Source organism: Sorangium sp. So ce448, from assembly GCF_051520915.1.
Lineage (GTDB): Bacteria > Myxococcota_A > Polyangia > Polyangiales > Polyangiaceae > Sorangium > Sorangium cellulosum_B.
Genome location: NZ_CP150343.1, coordinates 7,629,543 through 7,650,727, shown reverse-complemented (window position 1 = coordinate 7,650,727; position 21,185 = coordinate 7,629,543). Strand labels below are relative to the sequence as shown.

Here is a 21,185-nt window from a genome sequence, read left to right as displayed (position 1 = left end):
GCGGGCGCAGACCGGGCGAGCGGGACGCGACGGATGTCCCTGCGCCACGGTTGAGGTATGCCGCTCGTCGATGGGACCAGTCCATTCCCGTTTCGCGCATCCCCCCGCGCCCCCGGCGCGCGCGTCTTCCACTTCCGCGGCCGCGGTGCGTCGCCGCCTCGTCGCGTGGGGGCTCGCCGTTGCCGGCGCGGTGCTCGCGTCGAGCGCGGCCGCGCAGACGCCGGCGGAGGGCGCGGAGCACACGCCGCCCCCGCAGCTCGCGCCCTCGGCGCCCCCTGCCGCGCCGGCCGCGGAGGAGCTCCCGCCGCAGGTGATGTGGGAGGCGACGGTCGCTGCGTACGAGGCAAGGATCAAGGCGCTCAAGTACGAGGCGGACACCGTCCACGATTTTGTTGAAGACGAAGACATGCGAGACGCCCACGGGCGCCAGATCGAGCTGGAGATCGAGGCGACGAAGAGAGAGCTCCGCAACTTCATGGAGCGGACGACCGAGCGGAACAGCACGGTCATGATGGTCTCGGGGATCGTCCTCGCGGGCCTCGGAGCAGCCGCCCTCGTCACCGGCGCCGTGCTGATCACCGCGAACCACGACGAGGCCGCCGCGAAGCACCGTGACACGTACACGGTGGCCGTGGCGACGGCGGTCGGGGGCGCGGCCGCGGTTGGCGTCGGCCTGCCGCTCTACGTGATCGGCAAGAAGCGGGTGCTGCGGAAAGGGCTCGACATGCGCGGGCTGGCCGCTGCGCGCCTCCTCGTCGGTCCGGGCGCCGTCGCCGCGTCGCCTGGAGCGGTCCCCCTCGGCGTGGGGCTGCGCCTCGCGTTCTGAGCGGTGGCTCGGCGCGCCCGTGCGAGCTCCTGCCGCTCGTGGAGCGGGGGGAAAAGCAGAAGTTCAATGAGAGGAACGCTCCGCGAGGATAGCGCTCCTCCACGGACACAGAACGTGGGTGGTGGGGGAATTCCCCAACCCTGAATGACCGCCAAGACGCCACAAAGACGCCAAGAAAACACAAAAATTTGGCGTCTTTGGGCGTCCTTTGGCGGTTCAAAAGACCCCATTTCGGCCGGAGCACCCCACCACCAGAAAGTGCTGGGCGATCTCTGGCTCCGGTGCTAGCGTTGCTGTCGACGCGTCGCCCGCGTCAATCATGGACACTTTCCTCTGATACCACCGCTCCGTCACGCGGCCCCGAAGGGGAAGCGCCTGTTGCCCAGGTAGGCACGGCGCCCTTCTGCTGCCGCGCGTGAGCAGCCACGACAGCCGCCCGCGGAACCCCGCGCGTGCGTGGTCGTGCGCTCGTGGGGACGGAGCGTGGCCAAGCTGCGAACGAGTCCGATGCGCTGGAGGTCGTTGACCTCGCGGTCGCAGGCCCTCGCTCGCTGGCCGCTCGCGCGAAGCACCGAGCCGGATGGTTCGTGGCGCGGCGGGCCGACTCGCCATCTCCCCTGACGGCGAGGCGCTGAGGCGCCTTGCCAGGGGGCGTGTGGTGATGCGGACCGCCCTGCCCCGGCGATGCGTGGAGGTGCGTCCATCGCGCGAGAGCGCCAGTCGAGCGGCCTTGGGGCGGCGTCCGGAGCCAGCGTCCGTCGCGGCATCGGTGTGCCTGCAATCCGGGGTCGTACGATGAATGGAGGGTGTATGAGAGCTGGTTCTTCGAAGGGTTCGTTCAGCCTTGGTGCTCTTTCTGCCGTGGTGATGAGTGATCGAATGGAGGATTCCATGACCGAGCGACCCGCCCATCTCCCCGAGCGCGCACAGGAGCTCGGCTCGGCCAAGACGCCCGAGCGGCGCCCGCCGCAGACGGGGCATGTCCCCGCGCCGAGGCCCGCGCACCGGGAGCCCCGCCCGCCGAGCAAGCTCCCGAACCAGGATCGCTCCCGACCGGCGCTGAACATCCCGCAGCGCCGCCGCATGGGCGTGCAGCGGTAGATCCGCCGCCGCTCCGGCGCCGGAGCGCCGCAAACGGGCGGCGGTCCGGCCGTGCGCTCCGGCGGCGTGGAGCCGGAAGGCCTAGACTTCCGCGACTCCACGCCGCCCGGCTGCGCCATGGCGGCTCCGATCGTGATTGGGCCAGGGCGAGGGCTGCGGTAAGACCTCGCCACCCGCGCGGCCCGGCAGCCTGAGGCCGCGCAGAGGCCCGATCATGATCCAAGCCGAACCGTTCGAAGCCCGCCTCGTCGCCGTCCGGCCTCTCAGCTCCTTCGTGCGAGAGCTCTCGTTCGAGCGCGCCGACGGCAGGGCGTTCCTGTTCGAGGCCGGGCAATGGGTCAACCTCATCCTCCCGCTCCCGGGGGGTGAGGTGAAGCGCGCCTACTCGATCGCCTCTGCCCCCGACGGCTCGCCTCGCTTCGATCTGGCGGTCACGCGCGTGGAGGGCGGGGCCGGCTCGGAGCACCTGCACCGCCTGGAGCCCGGCGCGACGCTCCGCGCCGTCGGCCCGCACGGGCTCTTCACGCGCGATCCCGAGAGCCCTGCGCCCTCGCTGTTCGTCGCCACCGGCACCGGCGTCACGCCGCTCCGGAGCATGCTGCGCGCGTCGCTGCGCGCCGGGGCGGCCGCGCACCTGTGGATCCTGTTCGGCGCGCGCTTCGAGGAGGACGTCATCTACCGCGACGAGCTCGAGGCGCTCGCGCGCCGCTCGGACCGGATCCGCTACGAGATCACGCTCTCGCGCGGCGGCCCGTCCTGGTCGGGCCGCCGCGGCTACGTGCAGGCGCACGTGCCCGAGCTCTACAGGGAGCTGGCCGGGGCGAGCGGGGATCCGGCCCCGCACGTCTTCATCTGCGGCCTCGATCGGATGGTCTCGCTCGTGCGCGAGCTCGCCCGCGGCGAGCTCGGCGTCCCCCGCAAGCACGTCCACGTCGAGCGCTACGACTGAGCCGCCGTCCCGGCGAGCGCGTCCACGTCGAGCGCCGCGACGGAGCCGCCGGCCTCTCCAGGAAGGAGCCGCCGATCTCGGGCGGACGCGAGCGCCGATCGCCCTCCGGTGACGCGGCGCGCCTTGAGCGTCACCCTGGGTACGACGTAGGATGCGCGCCCCCGCGGGCGGTACCTGCGGGGTCAGTTCTGCAGGTGATCACGTGACGACCAAGAAGACGTTCCGCACCATCGATCCAGCGACGCTCCCGAAGCATTTCGACTCGCCCGTCGCCGAGCAGCGCCTGGCCGACGCGTGGGAGGCCGACGGGACGTACCGTTATGACCCCTCGCGCCCCCGCGAGGAGACCTTCGTGGTCGACACGCCTCCGCCGACCGCCTCGGGCTCGCTGCACATCGGCCACGTCTTCAGCTACACGCACACGGACGTCATCGTCCGGCAGCGCCGGATGCTCGGGTTCAACATCTTCTATCCCATGGGCTGGGACGACAACGGCCTGCCCACCGAGCGGCGCGTGCAGAACTATTTCCACGTCCGCACGGACGTGCGCACGCCGTACGAGCGCGGCCTCTCGCTGCCGCAGGCGGCGCCGGAGGCGCTCAAGAAGGAGCAGCCGCGCATCGTGTCGCGGCCGAACTTCATCGAGCTATGCCACAAGGTCACGCGCGAGGACGAGCAGGTCTTCAAGGCGCTCTTCCGCCGGGTGGGCCTCTCGGTCGACTGGCAGTACGAGTATGCCACCATCGATGATCACTGCCGCAGGACGGCGCAGCTGTCGTTCCTGGATCTGCACGAGAAGGGCCACCTCTACTCGGTCTTCGCGCCCACGATGTGGGACGTCGATTTCCAGACCGCGGTCGCCCAGGCGGAGGTCGAGGATCGCCCGCAGTCCGGCGCGTTCCACGACATCGCGTTCGCGGTGGAGGGCACGGGCGAGCAGCTCGTCATCGCGACGACGCGCCCGGAGCTCTTGGCGGCCTGCGTGGGCGTGACGGCGCACCCCGAGGATCCGCGGTATCAGCACCTCTTCGGCAAGACGGCGCTCACGCCGATCTTCCGCGCGCCGGTGCCCATCTTCCCGAGCACGCTCGTGGATCGCGAGAAGGGCACGGGCATCCTGATGGTCTGCACCTTCGGCGACGCGACGGACGTGATCTGGTGGCGGGAGCAGAAGCTCCCTCTCCGGCAGATGCTCGGCAAGAACGGCCGACTCCTCCCGGTGACGTTCGGGGAGGGCGACTTTCAGAGCCGCGATCCGGCCGCCGCGAACGCGGCGTATGCGCCGCTCCAGGGCAAGGGGGTGAAGCAGGCGCGCACGGCCGTCGTCGAGCTCCTCCGCCGCGAGGAGCACGCGGCGGCGCCCGGCACGGGCCCGGCGCTGCGGGGCGAGCCGAAGCCGATCGAGCGGGCGGTGAAGTTCTTCGAGAAGGGCGATCAGCCGCTCGAGTTCGTGCCCACGCGGCAGTGGTTCGTCCGGCTCGCCGACAAGAAGGAAAAGCTCCTCGAGTTCGGCGACAAGATCGAGTGGCACCCGGATTTCATGCGCCTCAGGTACCGCAACTGGACCGAGGGCCTCCAGGGCGACTGGTGCATCAGCCGCCAGCGGTACTTCGGCGTGCAGTTCCCGGTCTGGTATCCGCTCGACGCCGAGGGCAACCCGGATCACGGTAGGCCGCTGCTCGCGACGCGCGAGATGCTCCCGGTCGATCCGACGGTCGACGTGCCGCCCGGGTACGACGCGTCTCAGCGGGACAAGCCGGGCGGCTTCACGGCGGAGTCCGACGTGTTCGACACGTGGTTCACGAGCTCGCTCACGCCGCAGATCAGCTCGTACTGGGGCCTCGACGAGGGGCGCCACGCGCGGCTGTTCCCGGCCGATCTGCGCCCGCAGGCGCACGACATCATCCGGACGTGGGCCTTCTACACGATCGCGAAGGCGATGCTGCACGAGGCGTCGGTGCCGTGGCGTCATATCGCGATCTCGGGGTGGATCCTCGACCCCGATCGCAAGAAGATGTCGAAGAGCAAGGGCAATGTCGTGACGCCGATGCACCTGCTCGACAACTACTCGTCGGACGCGGTCCGCTACTGGTCGGCGAGCGCGCGGCTCGGCACGGACACGGCCTTTGACGAGAAGGTGCTGAAGATCGGCAAGCGCCTCGTCACGAAGATCTGGAATGCGGGCAAGTACGTGCTCAGCCAGTCGGCGGAGGTCCATCCGGTCTCCGAGGAGCTGGATCGGGCGTTCTTGCACAAGCTGTCGGCGGTGGTGGCGGACGCGACGCGCTCGTTCGAGGCGCAGGAGTTCGCGGCGGCGCTCGAGCGGACGGAGGATTTCTTCTGGCGCTGGTTCACCGACGCTTACCTGGAGCTGGCCAAGGCGCGGGCGCGCGGCGAGGGCGGCGCCGGTGATGCGGCGCGGGGCTCGGCGGTGGCTGCGCTGCGGCTCGGGCTCTCGGTGCTGCTGCGGCTGTTCGCGCCGGTGCTCCCGTACATCACCGACGAGGTCTGGGCCTGGGTGTACGCCGAGGAGACGGGGCAGCGGTCGATCCACCGGGCGAAGTGGCCCGCGGCGGGCGATTTCGCGGAGGTCGCGGCGCCGGCGGACCCGGGGCTCCTGGAGCTGGCGGCTGCGGCGATGGCGGCGGTCAACAAGCGGAAGAGCGAGCTCGGCGCGAGCGTGGGGCGCGTTGTGACGGATCTGGCGTTCGGCGCGAACGCGGCGACGCTGACGCGGCTGAAGCCGGCGCTGGGGGACGTGCTCGCGGCGGTGCGCGCAGGGGGGGCGCACGAGCTGGTGGAGCGGGCGGAGCTTGCGGACGGCGAGGTCCAGGTGGTGCGCTGCGAGCTGGAGGTGGCGGCTGCGGCGGCGGCCGGGACGGGGGAGGCTGCGGCGGCCACGGAGTAGCCCGGATCGAGGTGGTAGCCCGGCCCTCGTGGAGGGAGCGTGCCGCGCGGCGCGCGCACGGGCTGAACTCGCCTGAGACGTCCTGTGCCCGTCGCGCTGCGCGCGCCGGACACAGGACGTCCAATGGGCTCAGACAACAGCCCGTGCGCGCGCCGCGCGGCGGGCTCCCTCCACGAGGGCCTACGGCTTTGCTGTAGGGCGAGAGAGCATCGCGGCGTCCCGAGGCACGCGGACCCGAGGCATCGAGAGGAACCCAGCGCTCAGGCGATGGAAATCGCCTCGCTCTTGTGGTGACCTGTGCGTGTCGCGCGCGAGAAGCAGGCACCTGGGGGGCTCGCGCGAAGCCCATAGGAAAGGGCGATGCGCGCATCGGACGTGGTCGAGGATCGGTTCGAAATCGAGCGGCTCGCCGGCTCCGGTGGGATGGGCGACGTCTACCGTGCGCGGGACCGGCGGTCGGGGCAGGCGGTCGCGCTCAAGGTGCTGCAGAGCGCGAACGTACGCGACCTGAGTCGGCTCTCGCGGGAGGCTGAGGCCCTCGTCACGCTCCGGCTGCCAGGGGTCGTGCGGTACGTGGCGCACGGAATGACCGTCATCATGGGGCGGCCCTACCTTGCCATGGAGTGGCTCGACGGCATCACCCTGGAAGAGAGGCTCGCTCAAGGACCGCTCTCGATCGCCGAGAGCATGATCCTGGCAGCACGGGTGGCGACGACGCTCGGCGCGGTTCACCAGCTCGGCATCGTTCACCGCGACCTGAAGCCGAGCAACCTGATGCTTGTAGATGGCGCCGTCGAGCGCGCGACGCTCCTCGACTTCGGCATTGCTCGGGATATCCGGCTCGCGCGGAGCCTGACAGCGCCCGGTGCGATCCTCGGCACACCCGGGTACATGGCCCCCGAGCAGGCGCGCGGCGAGCCGTCCGTCGATGCCCGCGCCGATGTGTTTGCGCTCGGCTGCATGCTGTTCGAGTGCCTCGCGGGGCGCCCGCCATTCGTGGGCGATAACGCGCTCTCGCTCCTCATGAAGGTCGTGCTGGAAGAGCCGCCGCGGCTCGGAGAGCTCCGCGACGGTCTCCCGGAGCCTCTCGAGCGCCTCGTGGCCCGGATGCTGTCGAAAGAGGCGCGGCAGCGGCCGCGCGACGGCGCCGCTGTCGCCGAGGAGCTCGCAACCTTGGCGCACGGGGCGCTCCCCGGCGGAGAGGGCGAGACCGCGGAGCCGCCCGCGCTGAGCGTGGAGATCACGACGGCGGAGCGCCGGGTTATCTGCGTCATCCTGGCCGCTGATGGCAGCGCGGAGACGGACGCCACGCTCTCGGAGGCCGAGGGCGCCGCTCGCACAGAGGCGCTGCGGGACATCGCCGCGCGTCACGGCGGGCGCCTCGAACTCCTTCAATCGCAGTGGCTGCTCATCGCGCTGTCCGGCGCCGAGGCCCCGACCGATCTCGCCGCGCGTGCGGCCCATTGCGCGTTCGCGCTGCGGATTGAGCTCGGCGGCGTGCCCATGTCCATCGCCACGGGGATGGCCGAGGTCGCCGGGCGGCTGCCGGTCGGCGCGCTGATCGACCGCGTCGTACAGCTCTTCCCGCAGCGCGCTCGCTCGCCAGAGTCGGGCATCCGGGTCGACGGCGCGACGGCGGGCCTGCTCGCCAGATCCTTCGACATAGCGCAGGCGGACGAAGGAGCCTGGCTCCGTGGCCCGAAGGAGGAGCCGGACACCGTCCCCCGGCTCCTCGGCAAGCCGACGCCCTGTGTGGGGCGCGATCGCGAGCTTTTGCAGCTCGCGGCCGAGTGGCGCCATTGCGTGGACGAGCCCACCGCGAGCGCCGTGGTCGTCGTCGGCGCCTCCGGGCTAGGCAAGTCGCGCCTCGCCTCGGAGTTCCTTCGTGAGAGGAGCGATGCCGCCGAGGTCTGGATCGGGAGGGCCGACCCCATGGCCGCCGGCTCCGCGTTCGGGCTGCTCGCCCAGGCGCTCCGCCGCGCCATGGGCATCCTCGACGGCGAGCCGCGGGAGGTGCGGCGGCGCAAGGTGCTCGCCCGGGTGGAGCGGCTCGGCGAGCTCGGGGCCAAGGCCCCACACGTCGCGGCGTTCCTCGGTGAGCTGGTAGGGGCGCCCTTCCCCGGTGAGGGAGATGTGCAGCTCCAGGCGGCGCGCCAGAGCCCCGTGCTGATGGGGGACCGCCTCCGCGAGGCGTTCGAGGACTTCATTCAGGCCGAGTGCCAACGGCAGCCGGTGCTCCTCGTGCTGGAGGATCTGCACTGGGGCGACCTGCCCACGGTGACGCTGGTCGACGCCGCGCTCCAGCGCGCCGGAGATCTGCCGTTCTTCGTGCTGGCGCTCGCCCGTCCGGAGGTCCACGAGCTCTTCCCGACGCTCTGGAGCGAGCGTCACGGGCTCCGGATCCGCCTTGGGCCGCTACCCCGGCGTGAGAGCGAGCGGCTCGTGCGCGAGGTGCTCGGTGATGGCGTCGGACCCGAGCAGGTGGAAGCGCTCGTCGTGCGCGCCGAGGGCAATGCGTTCGTGCTGGAGGAGCAGATTCGCGCCGTGGCCGACGGCAGGGGTGAGGGCATACCCGAGACGGCGCTGGCGATGTTGCAGGCGCGGCTCGGGGCGCTAGGCGTCGAGGAGCGCCGCGTGTTGCGCGCGGCGAGCGTCTTTGGCGAGACGTTCTGGGAAAGCGGGGTAGTCGCTCTGGTGGGCGGCGCGCCGGTGGCGCGGCAGCTCACCGAGCTCGCCCGTCGAGAGCTCATCCGGCGGCGGCGCGAGGCGCGCGTCGCGGGCGAGGTGGAGTACGAGTTCCGGCACGCGCTGGTGCGAGAAGCAGCTTACGAGATGCTCACCGAGCGCGATCGCCGCGTCGGGCACGGCCTTGCGGGCGACTGGCTGGACTGCGCCGGGGGCGCGGACGCGATGTCGCTGGCCGAGCATTTCGAGATCGGCGGCGCGCCGGTGCGCGCGGCGGAGGCGTACCAGCGTGCGGCCGAGGAGGCGCTCCGTGGCGGCGATCTCGGTGCGGCGATCGCACGGGCCGAGCGTGGTATCGGCTGCGGGGCGGCTCCAGAGCTCGTCGGCAGGCTTCGCCTGGTTCAGGCTGAGGCGCACGTATGGCGCGGCGATCTCTCCCTGGCCGCGGAGCGAGGCACGGAGGCGATCGAGCGGATCGAGCGTGGCTCGGCCGCATGGTTTCCAGCCATCACGCACGTGGTCGTTGCGTTGTACCTGCTGGGCCGGCTCGATGAGGCCGAGCGCTGGATGAGCGTAGCTGCGAGCACGGTCGCCATGGTCGACGCGCAGCGCGTCAAGCTCATCTGTCTTACCGATGGCGCAAGCACACTGACGCTGGCCGGTCGCTATGCAGAAGGGCGCGCTCTGCTCGACACGGTCGAGCACGCCTATGGGAGCACCGATGTGCTCGACGTCGAGGCGGTCGCGCACCTCCACGAGGCGCGTGCTGCTCATGCCCTCTGCACGGGTGACCTGGTCGCCAGTTTGGATGGCATGGAAGCCGCCAGCGACGCCTACGAGCAGGCCGGTGATCGTCGTAACGCTTGCACCACACGCGGCAACATGGGCGCCGTCTATGCGGAGCTCGGCGATTTCACGAGGGCGCACTCGACGCTGCGCGTCGCGCTGATGGAGGCTGACCGAATGCATTTGCAGGAGGTGAAGCTCGTTGCCAGAAACAACCTCGCGCGGGTCCTGGCATCTCGTGGTCAACTGACCGAGGCGCGGGCGCTCGCCGAATCCACTGCGTCGGCGAGCCGGTCAGCGGGCCTGGTACGCACGGAGGTAGGGGCTCGCAGCTACCTTGCGAAGATTGCCCTCGCGATGGGCGATTTCGAGGCCGCCGAGCGCGACGCGCGCGCTGTGGTGGCGCTCTCGCAGAGCGTCCCGACGCTCGGCGCATACGCCTCCGCTGTCCTCGCCTGTGCGCTGCTCGGACTCGAGCGCACCGACGAGGCGATGCGGGCTGCCGCCGAGGCGAGCTTGAAGCTGGCGGAGCTCGGTACGCTGGAAGAAGGCGAGTCGTTCGTCCGCTTGACCTATGCCGAGGCGCTCGCCGCGAGCGGCAGACACGCGGAGGCTGCCGCTGCGATCGCTTCGGCCAGGACGGCGCTGCTCGCGCGCGCCGATAAGCTCAGCGATCCGACCTGGCGCGAGCGCTTCCTCCGCGACGTTCCGGACAATGCCCGCACGCTCGAGCTCGCGCGGCGGTGGCTCGGCGGGTGAACAATCGGGGGCTGGGCGAGGTCGATGCACCCTGCACACATGCCATGTCCCGGTGCGCCACGAAGGTTGGCCAGTGTGCCCGCGAGGTGCTGCGCTCCAGCGCAGCGGCGGCGCCGTGAACAACGACCCACACCGAGGTGGCGGGAGGCGCAAGCAGCCCCTGGCGTGGCATCGCGCATTGCTGAAACCCGGAGAGATCAGGCGCGAATCACGACGACCTCGCGTCCCGCGGGGGTCGACGCGAGCTCGCGGCGCGTGCGCTCGGCGATGGGAGGCTGTCCCGAGCGCTGGTCGAAGAGGATGAGCCATCCGCGCTGGAGCCCCAACCCGGCGAGGTACTCGTCCAGCTGGGTAAGCCCTTCGCCAAGGGGATCCGGGCGGCCGTCTCGCCAGACCTTGAGCTCGATCGCGAGCGTCTCGCCCGCATAACGAACGCAGAGATCCATCCTGCCCCGGCCGATGGCGTACTCGCGATCGATGGTGCCGCCGCCGTTCACGACGCGGTGGAGGAAGGCCATGACCACGAGGTGCGGCGCGATCTCGTGGTAGGGCGCCGCCCTGAGCAGCGGCTCGCCGTGCTGGCGCCAGAAGGAGAGAAAGGCGTCGAGCAGGCGATCGGCGTCGAGGCGGCCGTCCTGAGTGAGCCAGGTCGCCGGGATGCGCGGCAGCGAGTCGCGCACCCCGCTCGCGAGCTCACGGACGATGATCTCGCGGTAGATGGGGTTGGCGATGACGAGACCGCCTTCCGCCGTTCGGCGCACGAGGCCCAGGTCGACAGCGAAGCGCCGGTCGTCTTCGGGCACATCGCCGAGGGTGGTGCCGGCGAGCATGGGCTCGATCACGGCGCGGATGCGCGGCTGGCGCAGCCGGTCCACCAGGCTGTCGAGGTGCGTGTCCTGCCGCTCGATAAGGATCTCCCTGGCGCGATCCACGTCCGGGGCCGCGATGGGCAGCGCGCGATCCTTGACCAGGACATCGACGAGCTGGCGGGCGAGCGCGTTCACGAGCCATGGCTGACCCTGGGTGAGCTCGAAGGCCCGGTCCACGGCGTCCGGACGGAAGACCTGGCCGGTTTCGGCCGTGTGCTGGGCGTAGAGCGCCGCGACCTCGTCGTGCGTGAAGTTGCGCAGGGTGAGGGACTCGACCTTGATGTTGAAGGGGCTCGACGTCCCGAGCCTGTCGCTGCCGCCGGACGTGACCTTGTAGTCGCGCACATCGCGCAGGCCGACGAGCGCGAGCGCGTGCGGGAAGTCACTCGGGCGATCGGGATAGCCGCTGCGGATCTGGCGCAGCAGGGAGACGAGCGTCGCGTCGCGCAGGGCGTCGGCCTCATCGAGGAAGACGACGAGCGGACGCGGCGCAGCCTTGGCCCAGGCGCGCAGGGCCGCTCCGATGCGCTGGCCGGGGGGGGCATCGGGGAACGGTGGCGGCTGCAGATCGGCCGGGAGCTGCGAGCCGGCGGTGCCGCGCCATTCGGCGAGCATCGCGAGCTCGGCTGCGCCAGGGTCGTCGGGGAAGGGAGCGCCGATCTCCGCCGAGACGAGGACCGCCACATAGCGCCCTTCGGCCGTGAGATCCCGGGCGAGCGTACGCAGCGAGGTCGTCTTTCCGATCTGCCGCGGCGCGTGCAGGACGAAGTAGGCTTTGCGATCGATGAGCTCGCGCACCCCGGGCAGGCGCTCCTCGGCCGGGAGCATGTAGTGATCGGCCGGGTTGCAGGGACCTGCGGTGTTGAACCAGCGGTGCATCGCGGCGGTGAGCCTAAGGGCGGCGGCGCCGGGTGACCAGCGCGGCGACGCCGGTCGCGTTCGCCCGGCGGCGGCGAACCTCGCTGAGGCAGCTGGGGATCGCGCAGCGGCGGATGCGCAGCGTGGCGGCAGGGCAAGCCGTGCTCGTCGGCGACGGCGCCGGCAACGTCAGCGCGTGGTCGACGGCCACGTGCTCGCTCGCGAGCCGGTGGTCCGCACACGCGGGCGAGGTGACCGCGCTGGCCGCGCTGCCCGATGGCGGCTGGGTCTCTGGAGGTCTCGACCATGCCGTCGTGGCGATGCCCGGCATCTCCAGCCCTCCCCCTCGTCGGATTGGCCGGCTGCGCAACTTCCGGCGGTTGAGATCACGCCGCGCGCTGCCCTACCCGGCGGGCCAGGAACTCGGCGCCCGGGCGCCGGAACGCGCTGTCGTCGCGAATGCCCCCGGACGCCCGAGCACCAGAGCGCGTTGGGGTCGCCCTGCGAGCCAGGCGCCCGAGATCGGCCACACGCCGGGGTGATCGTTGTGTAGATCACATATGACTCCCGACAGGGTACCGTGATCCTGCGGGTGAGGGCCGTCGCTGGAGGCCCGTGTGAACGACATCGCAGGCGCAATGCGCGATTTGGACGTGGTCGAGGATCGGTTCGAGATCGAGCGGTTCGCCGGAAGTGGCGGGATGGGGGAGGTCTATCGCGCGCGTGACCGGCGGTCGGGGGAGGCGGTCGCGCTCAAGGTGCTGCACAGCGCGAGCGCGGGCGATCTGCGCCGGTTCGCTCGGGAGGCGAAGGCGCTCGTCACGCTCCGGCTGCCAGGGGTCGTGCGGTACGTGGCGCACGGGACGACGGGCGCAGGACAGCCGTACCTGGCGATGGAGTGGCTGGAGGGCGTGACGCTGGAGCAGAGGCTCGCTCAAGGACCGCTCTCGATGGCGGAGAGCGTGACGCTGGCGGCGCAGGTGGCGACGACGCTGGGCGCGGTCCACCAGCAGGGCATCGTCCACCGCGACCTGAAGCCGAGCAACCTGATGCTGGTGGGCGGCGCGGTCGAGCGAGCGACGCTGCTCGACTTCGGCATCGCGCGCGAGCTCTGGCTCACGCAGAGCCTGACGGCGCCCGGAGCGATCCTTGGAACGGCCGGGTACATGGCCCCCGAGCAGGCGAGCGGCGAGGCGCCGGTGGACGCCCGCGCGGATGTGTTCGCGCTCGGGTGCATCCTGTTCGAGTGCCTCGCGGGGCGCCGGCCGTTCCTGGGCGACAACCTGCTCTCGCTGCTCGTGAAGGTCGTGCTGGAGGAGCCGCCGCGGCTCGGGGAGCTGCGCGACGGCATCCCCGAGCCGCTCGACTGCCTCGTGGCCCGGATGCTGTCGAAGTCGGCGGAGCACCGGCCGCGCGACGGCGCCGCCGTCGCGGCGGAGCTGGCCGTCTTCGCCGGCGAGGGGCTCGCCGCGGGAGGGAGCGTTGTCGCGGCGCCGCGCGCGCCCGGCGAGGAGATCACGACATCGGAGCGGCGGGTCATGTGCGTCATCCTGGCCGCCCATGGCATCGAGGAGACCGGCGCGACGCTGGCGGAGGCCGACGGGGTCGCGCAGGCCCAGGCGCTGCGGGACATCGCTGCGCGCCACGGTGGGAGGCTCGATGTCCTGCAGTCGAAGTGGCTGCTCATCGCGCTGTCGGGGGCCGAGTCTCCGACGGACCTCGCTGTGCGAGCCGCCCATTGCGCGCTCGCGCTCCGGACGGTGGTTGGCGGCGTGCCCATGTCGGTCGCGACGGGGCTGGCGGAGATCGAGGGGAGGCTGCCTGTCGGTGAGCTGGTCGATCGGGTGGCCCAGCTGATCGTGGGGCGCGACGGCTCGCCGTCCGGGGGTATCCGGCTCGACAGCGCGACGGCGAGCCTGCTCGCGAGCCGCTTCGATACGGCGCGGGGGCCCGAAGGATGCTGGCTGCGCGGCCGGAAGGAGGAGCCGGACACGGTGCCGAGGCTGCTCGGGAAGCCGACGCCGTGCGTGGGGCGCGAGCGAGAGCTCTCGCAGCTCGCGGCCGAGTGGCGCCATTGCGTGGACGAGCCCGCCGCGAGCGCGGTGGTCGTCGTGGGGGCCGCGGGCATGGGCAAGTCGCGCCTCGCCTGGGAGTTCCTGCGCGCCATCGAGGAGCAGCGCGAGGCCGCCGAGGTGTGGATCGGCAGGGCCGATGCGATGGCGGCCGGCTCGGCGTTCGGCCTCGTCGCCCAGGCGCTCCGCCGCGCCATGGGGCTGCTCGACGGCGAGGCGCTGGAGGTGCGGCGGAGCAAGGTGCTGGCGCGGGTAGAACGGCTCGACGGGCTCGGGAGCAAGGGGCCGCACGTGGCGGCGTTCCTCGGCGAGCTGGTGGGGGCGCCCTTCCCTGACGAGGGCGATGTGCAGCTGCAGGCGGCGCGCCAGAGCCCGGTGCTGATGGGCGACCGCATCCGCCAGGCGTTCGAGGACTTCGTTCGGGCCGAGTGCGAGCGGCAGCCGGTGCTGCTGGTGCTGGAGGATCTGCACTGGGGCGACCTGCCGACGGTGCGGCTGATCGACGCGGCGCTCCAGCACGCGAGGGACCTGCCGCTGCTGGTGCTGGCGCTGGCGCGCCCCGAGGTGGACGAGCTGTTTCCGGAGCTCTGGCGCCAGCGGGTCGGGCTCCGGCTGCGGCTCGCGGCGCTGCCCCGGCGCGCGAGCGAGCGGCTGGTGCGGGAGGTGCTGGGCGACGGCGTGAGCGCGGCGCAGGTGGACGAGCTGCTGGCGCGCGCCGAGGGCAACGCGTTCGTGCTGGAGGAGCAGATCCGGGCGGTGGCCGAGGGCCGTGGCGAGGGGATGCCGGAGACGGCGCTCGCGATGGTGCAGGCGCGGCTGGAGGCGCTGGGCGTGGAGGAGCGGCGGGTGCTGCGCGCGGCGAGCGTGTTCGGCGAGACGTCGTGGGAAGGCGCGGTGGCTGCGCTGGTGGGCGGGGGGCCGGTGGCGCAGCCGCTCGCGGAGCTGGGGCGGCGGGAGCTGCTCGTGCGGCGGCGCGAGGCGCGGATCGCGGGCGAGGTGGAATACGAGTTCCGGCACGCGCTGGTGCGGGAGGCGGCCTACGGCATGCTGACCGAGCGCGACCGCCGCGTCGGGCACGGTCTTGCGGGCGACTGGCTGGCGCGGGCTGGCGGGGCGGACGCGACGGTGCTTGCGGAGCACTTCGAGCTCGGCGGCGCGCCGGCGCGGGCGGCGGAGGCGTATTTGCGCGCGGCGGAGGAGGCGCTCCGCGGCGGCGATCTCGACGCGGCGATCGCGCGGGCCGACCGGGGTCTCGGCTGCGGCGCGGCCGGGGACGCCGCCGGCAGGCTCCGCTGGGTCCAGGCGGAGGCTCATGTGTGGCGCGGCGATCTCGCGCTCTCCGCGGAGCGGGGGAGCGAGGCGCTGGGCCTGGTGGAGCGCGGCTCGGCCGCGTGGTTCTCGGCCATCATCCCCCTGGTATGGGCCACGTCCAAGCTGGGGCGGCTGGACGAGGTCGAGCGCTGGATGAACGAGGCGGTGGGCGTGGCCGCCTCCGGCGACGCGCAGAGCGCGAAGCTCCGCTGCCTGTCCGCGGGCGCGAGCGCGCTGGCGCTGGGGGGGCGGTACGCCGAAGGCGCCGCGTTGCTCGATGTGGTGCAGCGCGCCCTCGCGAGCGCGGAGACGAGGGATATCGAGGTGGTCGCGCACCTCCACGACGCGCGCGCGGCCTATGAGATGTGCAGAGGCGACCTGGGCTCCTGTGCCGGCAGCCAGGAAGCCGCGTTGCTCGCCTTCGAGCAGGCTGGCGACCATCGCAACGCGCTCAGCGGCCGGACGAGCCTTGGCGCCGTGTGCATGGAGCTCGGCGACTTCGAGACGGCGCAGTCGATGCTGCGGGCAGCCATGGAGGCGGCCGACCGGATGCACCTGGACGAGCTGAAGGTCGCTGCACAGGCCAACCTCGCGCAGGTCCTCGGGTACCGTGGTCAGCTCGCCGAAGGGCGGGCGCTCGCCGAGGAGGCGGTCGCGTCGAGCCAGGGAGCGGGCATGGTGCGCACGGAGCTCTTCGCTCGCTGCTACCTGGCGAAGATCGCCCTCGCCATGAGCGATTTCGAGGCCGCCGAGCGCGAGGCGCGCGCCGCCATCGCGCTCTTCGAGAGCGCGCCCACGCTCTGCGTGCAGGCCTTCTCCATCCTCGCTCGCGTGCTGATCGAGCTCGGGCGCATCGACGAGGCGATGCGGGCTGCCGCCGAGGCGAGCGCGCGGTTGGCTGAGTTTGGCACGCTGGAAGAGGGCGAGTCGCTCGTCCGGCTGGCGTATGTCGAGGCGCTCGCCGCGAGCGGGAGGCGCGCCGAGGCCGAGGCAGCGATCGCGTCGGCCAGGACGGCGCTGCTCGCGCGCGCCGAGCAGCTCAGCGATCCGGCCTGGCGCGAGCGCTTCCTCCGCGACGTGCCGGACAACGCCCGCACGCTCGAGCTCGCGCGGCAGTGGCTCGGCGGCTGAGCCCTCGCGCTGCTCGCGCGCCGAACGACGCCGGTGAGCCCGTGGCGCACGAAGCGGCGCCCCGGGCCCCTCGCTTGCCGGCGCTTACTTCGTGGCGAGCTTCGTCAGGTCGAGCATTTCATCGACGTCCGGCAGCACGATCAGGTCGCACCGGCGGTTCTTCTGCTTGCCGGCCGGCGTGTTGTTGCTCGCGATCGGGTCCGTGTCCGCGAACCCGGCCGCGCTCCAGTGCCTCGTCGGCAGCTGGCCCTCCTTGCCGATCAGGAACAGCAGCACGGCCCGGGCGCGCATCAGCGACAGCCCCCAGTTGTCCTGGAACGGGCCGCTCTTGTAGGGCTGGCTGTCGGTGTGCCCGGCGACCTGGTAGTCGCGGTCCACGAGCGACTTGTCGCCCCGGATGACGTCCGAGATCTTCTTCAGGATCTGCTGGCCGTCCTTGCTCAGCGTGTCCTTGCCCGAGTCGAACAGGACGTCTCCGGGCAGCGAGATGACCATCCGGTTCCTGCGGACCTGGACCTCCAGGCCGAGCTTGACGAGCTCCTCGAGCTTCTTCCGGAGCAGGTCGAACCGCGCCTGGATCGCCTCGAGCTGCTTGGCGCGCGCCTTGTACTCGGCCAGCGCCTTCTCGCGGTCCTCCAGCGTCGAGCTCATCTTCGAGATGTCGGCGCCCTGGTCCGCGAGCTTCTTCTCGAGCTCCTCGACGCGCTGCTTCGCGTCGGCGAGCTCCTTCTCGAGCTCGGCCTCCCTCTTCTGGCTCCGGTTCTGGAGCTGGTTGTACTTGTCGAGCTGCGCCTTCCACTCCTGCTCGGAGTGGCCGCAGCCCGCGGCGAGCAGCGACGACAGCGCGAGGGGTAGTGCAATGAGTGTCCGGTTCATGAGCGCTTTCTCCATGGCTCCGTCGGCGGGAGCGGGATGCTGCGGGCGAGAGCGTCGCTCAGCTCGGGCGAGAGATCCAGAGGGGAGGACGGCGAGATCCGCCCGTCCGCGCGGCCGTGCGCTGCAGGTGAGGCGGGATCGGGGCTCCTGCGGCGCAGGTGAGAGCGGCGGCGGCGCGGCCGGCGACGGCGCTGGCGCGAGCGGGGACGCCGGCGGCGGCGCAGCCGCGGGCGTTGCTGGCGCCCGCCCCGACCGAGGTTGAGGTGGCCCCGACCGGAGGCGGACCCGACCGAGGTTGAGGCGGCTCCGACCGAGGTTGAGGTGGCCCCGACCGAGGTTGAGGCGGACCCGACCGAGGTTGAGGCGGACCCGACCGAGGTTGAGGCGGACCCGACCGAGGTTGAGGCGAACCCGACCGAGGTTGAGGTGGCCCCGCCAGCCGTTCCTGCCAGCCGACCGGCGTTCCTGCCAGCCGACCGGGGTTGAGGTGGCCGGTGGCCCCTGCTCCGATGCGTCCCGGGTGTGCATCCGTGACCGGGTTCCAGGGCTCCGGGCCGAGCGGTGCCTTGACCACACAGGCCGGGCGTGAGACATCGGCCCCCGGCCTCCGGGCCACCGAGAGCTCGGATCTTCAACCTCTTCCTGCGCGCGGGGCGAAAACGCGCGAACGAAACCAAGCAGATGCCCATCTCGTCGCGGTCTCCGGGTACGTCGTGCCGCCCTGGCACCCCTCGCCGTCGCCTCCGGTCGGGCCTCGCGCTCGCGCTCGTGCTGGGCGCGTCTTCCGCGTCCGCCCAGCCGGCACGCCGGCCGGCCCAGCCCGCCGCGCCGGCCCAGCCCGGCGCAGCGCAGCCCGGCGCAGCGCAGCCCGCCGCACCGGCCCAGCCCGCCGCAGCGCCGCCGGCCGCAGCGCCGACCGCGGCACCGGCCCAGCCCGGCGCGACGCCTGCGCAGCCCGGCGCGGCGCCGGCCGGCGCCGAGACGCCCGAACCCCCGGCGGCGCGCCAGCCGCTCCTGCCGCCGGCCGACACGGCCGCTCCCTCCGCGCCGCAGCCGGCCACGCCGGCGGCCCCGGAGGCGCCCGCAGCCGCTGCGGCGGCCGAGCAGCCCGAGCGGCAGGCGATCCAGGCGGAGATCGGCGCCCGGCCCAGCGAGGTCTACGCCGAGGACTGGTGGTCCCACGCGCGACCGACGTTCGAGTTCCACGGCTACTACCGTCTCCGCTGGGAGCTCTTCAACAGCTTCGCCCTCGGCCGCATCGACCCCCGCAATGAGGCGCTCTGGCCGCAGCCGGCCGACAACTCCTACAAGGGGAACGTGGTCTCGCTCTGCAACCCGAGCGAGACCACGAGCGGCGGCACCCGCTCGTTCGACTCGTGCAAGAACGACACCCAGGCCGGCGCGAACATGCGGTTCCGGCTCAATCCCGAGCTGCACATCAGCGACAACCTGCGCATCCTCACGCAGGTCGATCTCCTCGACAACGTGGTGCTCGGCTCGACCCCGGACGGCTACGCGAACCAGCCTGCGGCGGGCGGCGGCTACCAGGTCGCCCGCCGGGGCGGCTACTCGCCGCTCGGGGCCTTCTCCAGCACCCAGTGGGCGCCCAGCGCCGGCATCAACTCGACGAAGGACTCGATCTCCGTCAAGCGGATCTGGGGAGAGTACATGACCCCCGTCGGTCTCCTCCGCTTCGGCCGCATGCCGAACCACTGGGGCCTCGGTATGGTGGCGAACAGCGGTGACGGGTACGACTCAGACTACCAGTCGACCGTCGACCGGCTGATGTTCGTCACGGGTATCAAGAAATACGACATCTACTTCGCCGGTGCGTGGGACTGGGCCAACGAGGGCGCGACGAGCGCGTCGATCCAGGACCTCGAGGGCCAGCCGTACGACCTCGCCCAGTCCGATGACGTCGATCAGTACGTGTTCGTCGCCGTCCGCCGCAAGAATCCCGAGCTCCAGAAGCTCGAGCTCGCCCGCGGCAACATGGTCATGAACGGCGGTGTCTACTTCGCTTACCGGCAGCAGACGCTGGCGAACGACGTCACCGCCGGCGACACCACCACCACCGCCCCGTCCGCGGCGCTCGGCCAGAGCGCCGACAACGTCGCTGCGGGGTACGTGCATCGGGGTGCGGAGATGATCATCCCCGACGTGTGGTTCCAGCTGCTTTACAAGAAGTTCCGCTTCGAGCTCGAGGCGGCGATGATCTACGGATCCCTCGATCTGCGCGGGCAGGACGAGAGCGATTATGCGAACGTCCTCTCGCCGAAGGACACCGGCTGGGGCGTCCGGCAGTTCGGGCTCGCCACGCAGGCCGAGCTCACCGAGATGGAGGGCCGGCTGCGCGTCCACTTCGGCTTCGGGTACGCGACCGGCGACGACGACGCGCCCGCCCTCAAGCCGCGGGGGACGGAGTTCGGGGCCATGGATCCCCAGAACTCGACCGATCGCACCTACTCGACATTCCGCTTCCACCCCGATTACCGGGTCGACCAGATCCTCTTCAGGAACATCCTCTCTCGGGTCCAGGGCGCCTATTATTTCCGCCCCGGCGTCGACTGGGACTTCGCCCGCGACAAGAACGGCCAGCGCGCCGGCCTCGGCGCCGCGGCCATCTGGAGCCGCGCCTCCGAGTTCCTCCAGGCTCCCGGCAACTCCCGGGATCTCGGCATCGAGCTGAACGCGCAGCTGTACTTCCAGTCCAAGGACGGGACGCTCAACGACGACCCCGACAAGATGGGCGGCTTCTACACGGCGGTGCAGTACGGCGTGCTGTTTCCTCTCGGCGGGCTCGGCCAGCTGAGGGGGGAAGACACGGTCCAGAAGATCGATCTCGAGACCGCACAGACGGTGCGCTGGTATCTCGGTATCCTCTTCTGAGCCGAACCGGCCCGGCGCTCAGCCTGCCTCGCGCGTCGCCGCGTGTCTGGAAATGAGCGCTCGGGGCGGCGAAGCGGCGCGGAACCGTGCCAAACGGTGCGAAACGGCGACGTCGTCGCTCTCGTCATGAGTCCTGCATGAGCCATCCGGGGCCAAAGAGCCCTTGATCTCGCGACCGTCCTGGCCAAGGATAGGATTGTCTGGACGCCAGGCGCGTCGCGATACTTCCCTGGTTCACCGAGGAGAACGGGTGGCGCGAGCCGCCGTTCTCCGGAGGGACGTGATGGTTCGTCGTCTCTTCATTGCGATGTTCTTGGCGGCGTCGATGGTGCTCGGGTCGACCGCCCTGTCCGTCGCCCAGGACGCAGACACGTCCGCTTTCCGCGACATCGCGGTCGGCAAGGACTATCGGCTCCGTGTCGCGGCGGCGCTGTCGCTCAGCAGGTCGAAGAGCCCCGGCGCGCGGCCCGCCCTCGAGAAGGCGCTCAGGGATCCGCACCCGGCGGTGCGCGCGTCGGCCGCGGCGGCGCTCGGCGCGCTGGGCAACCCCGCGGCGGTCCCGGCGCTCAAGGCGGCGCTCAACCTCGAGCCTGCCCCCAACCTGAAGCGCCCGATCGAGGCCGCCATCGAGAAGCTGTCGCGCTCGTCGTCCAAGGCGCGCTTCCTGGTCAGCCTGGGCAAGTTCGAGAACCGCTCCGGCGTGAAGGACGCGAAGCTCGGACCGCAGCTCAAGCAGCAGACGCGCAACCGCGTGGCGCAGTTCGCCGACATCGAGATCGTGGCCGACGGCACCGACCTGGCTGCGGAAGGCAAGAGCCGCAAGCTGCCGGCCTTCACGCTGGACGGCTCGGTCACGCACCTGAGCAAGCGCCATGGGGCGGACGGGGTCGGCTTCGCCGCCAAGGTCGAGTACGTGATCCGGGAGATGCCGAGCCAGACGCTGAAGGGCTCGATGACCGGCTCGGCCCAGGCGCTCGGCGAGGCGAAGCGCGCCCAGGGCCTGAGGGAGCTCGCCCAGCTGCAGAGCGACGCCGTCGCGGGCGCGATCGAGAGCGCGCTCCAGAGGGCGCCGCTCGCGCTCGAGGCCGCCTCCGGCAGCAGCGTCGTCGCCTCCGGCCGCTGACCCGGCGGTCCGGCCTCGCCGGCGTGGTCCGGCGCGCCCAGC

General features: G+C 71.8%; 13 protein-coding genes. 9 read left to right on the top strand and 4 right to left on the bottom strand.

Annotation, left to right across the window (positions count from 1 at the left end):
• The first annotated feature begins 145 nt into the window (after positions 1-145).
• The 3 genes from WMF45_RS28880 (at position 146) to WMF45_RS28870 (ending at position 2,876) form a co-directional block, all read left to right on the top strand.
• Positions 146-826: a hypothetical protein gene (locus WMF45_RS28880; RefSeq protein ID WP_437707902.1), complete on the top strand. Its 681-nt coding sequence runs from the start codon at positions 146-148 to the stop codon at positions 824-826.
• A gap of 891 nt (positions 827-1,717) precedes the next feature.
• Positions 1,718-1,927, top strand: coding sequence for a hypothetical protein (locus tag WMF45_RS28875; RefSeq protein ID WP_437707900.1), 210 nt, complete (start codon positions 1,718-1,720; stop codon positions 1,925-1,927).
• A 214-nt stretch (positions 1,928-2,141) separates the two neighbouring features.
• A complete protein-coding gene (locus WMF45_RS28870; RefSeq protein WP_437707898.1) occupies positions 2,142-2,876 on the top strand; it encodes a ferredoxin--NADP reductase in 735 nt (244 codons plus the stop codon).
• Here WMF45_RS28870 and WMF45_RS28865 read toward each other — a convergent pair.
• A complete protein-coding gene (locus WMF45_RS28865; RefSeq protein WP_437707897.1) occupies positions 2,867-3,010 on the bottom strand; it encodes a hypothetical protein in 144 nt (47 codons plus the stop codon). The two genes, WMF45_RS28870 and WMF45_RS28865, sit on opposite strands and share 10 nt — an antisense overlap.
• A gap of 68 nt (positions 3,011-3,078) precedes the next feature.
• On the opposite strand from WMF45_RS28865, the gene valS reads away from it, so the two are divergent.
• Both valS and WMF45_RS28855 read left to right on the top strand, forming a co-directional pair.
• Complete coding sequence (gene valS / locus WMF45_RS28860) at positions 3,079-5,784, top strand: valine--tRNA ligase (RefSeq protein ID WP_437707895.1); 2,706 nt, start codon at positions 3,079-3,081, stop codon at positions 5,782-5,784.
• 360 nt (positions 5,785-6,144) lie between these two features.
• The gene (locus WMF45_RS28855) at positions 6,145-10,014 is read left to right on the top strand and encodes a protein kinase domain-containing protein (protein ID WP_437707893.1); all 3,870 of its coding nucleotides are present in this window, start codon (positions 6,145-6,147) and stop codon (positions 10,012-10,014) included.
• Between the two features lie 197 nt (positions 10,015-10,211).
• Here WMF45_RS28855 and WMF45_RS28850 read toward each other — a convergent pair whose 3' ends face one another.
• Positions 10,212-11,762: an ATP-binding protein gene (locus tag WMF45_RS28850; RefSeq protein WP_437707891.1), complete on the bottom strand. Its 1,551-nt coding sequence runs from the start codon at positions 11,760-11,762 to the stop codon at positions 10,212-10,214.
• A gap of 13 nt (positions 11,763-11,775) precedes the next feature.
• On the bottom strand, positions 11,776-12,072 hold the full coding sequence (locus WMF45_RS28845; protein ID WP_437707889.1) for a hypothetical protein: 297 nt from the start codon (positions 12,070-12,072) through the stop codon (positions 11,776-11,778).
• 307 nt (positions 12,073-12,379) lie between these two features.
• Between WMF45_RS28845 and WMF45_RS28840 the strand changes: the two genes are divergently transcribed.
• Positions 12,380-16,255: a protein kinase domain-containing protein gene (locus tag WMF45_RS28840; protein ID WP_437707887.1), complete on the top strand. Its 3,876-nt coding sequence runs from the start codon at positions 12,380-12,382 to the stop codon at positions 16,253-16,255.
• 84 nt (positions 16,256-16,339) lie between these two features.
• Here the strand turns inward: WMF45_RS28840 and WMF45_RS28835 are convergent, their stop codons facing one another.
• Complete coding sequence (locus WMF45_RS28835) at positions 16,340-17,131, bottom strand: OmpA family protein (protein ID WP_437707885.1); 792 nt, start codon at positions 17,129-17,131, stop codon at positions 16,340-16,342.
• 321 nt (positions 17,132-17,452) lie between these two features.
• Between WMF45_RS28835 and WMF45_RS28830 the strand changes: the two genes are divergently transcribed.
• The 3 genes from WMF45_RS28830 (at position 17,453) to WMF45_RS28820 (ending at position 21,143) form a co-directional block, all read left to right on the top strand.
• The gene (locus WMF45_RS28830) at positions 17,453-17,617 is read left to right on the top strand and encodes a hypothetical protein (RefSeq protein ID WP_437707883.1); all 165 of its coding nucleotides are present in this window, start codon (positions 17,453-17,455) and stop codon (positions 17,615-17,617) included.
• Positions 17,618-17,812: 195 nt separating this feature from the next.
• Entirely contained in the window at positions 17,813-20,020 is a 2,208-nt protein-coding gene (locus WMF45_RS28825) for a TIGR04551 family protein (protein ID WP_437707882.1), read from the top strand.
• A gap of 283 nt (positions 20,021-20,303) precedes the next feature.
• Complete coding sequence (locus WMF45_RS28820) at positions 20,304-21,143, top strand: HEAT repeat domain-containing protein (RefSeq protein ID WP_437707880.1); 840 nt, start codon at positions 20,304-20,306, stop codon at positions 21,141-21,143.
• Positions 21,144-21,185: the final 42 nt, after the last annotated feature.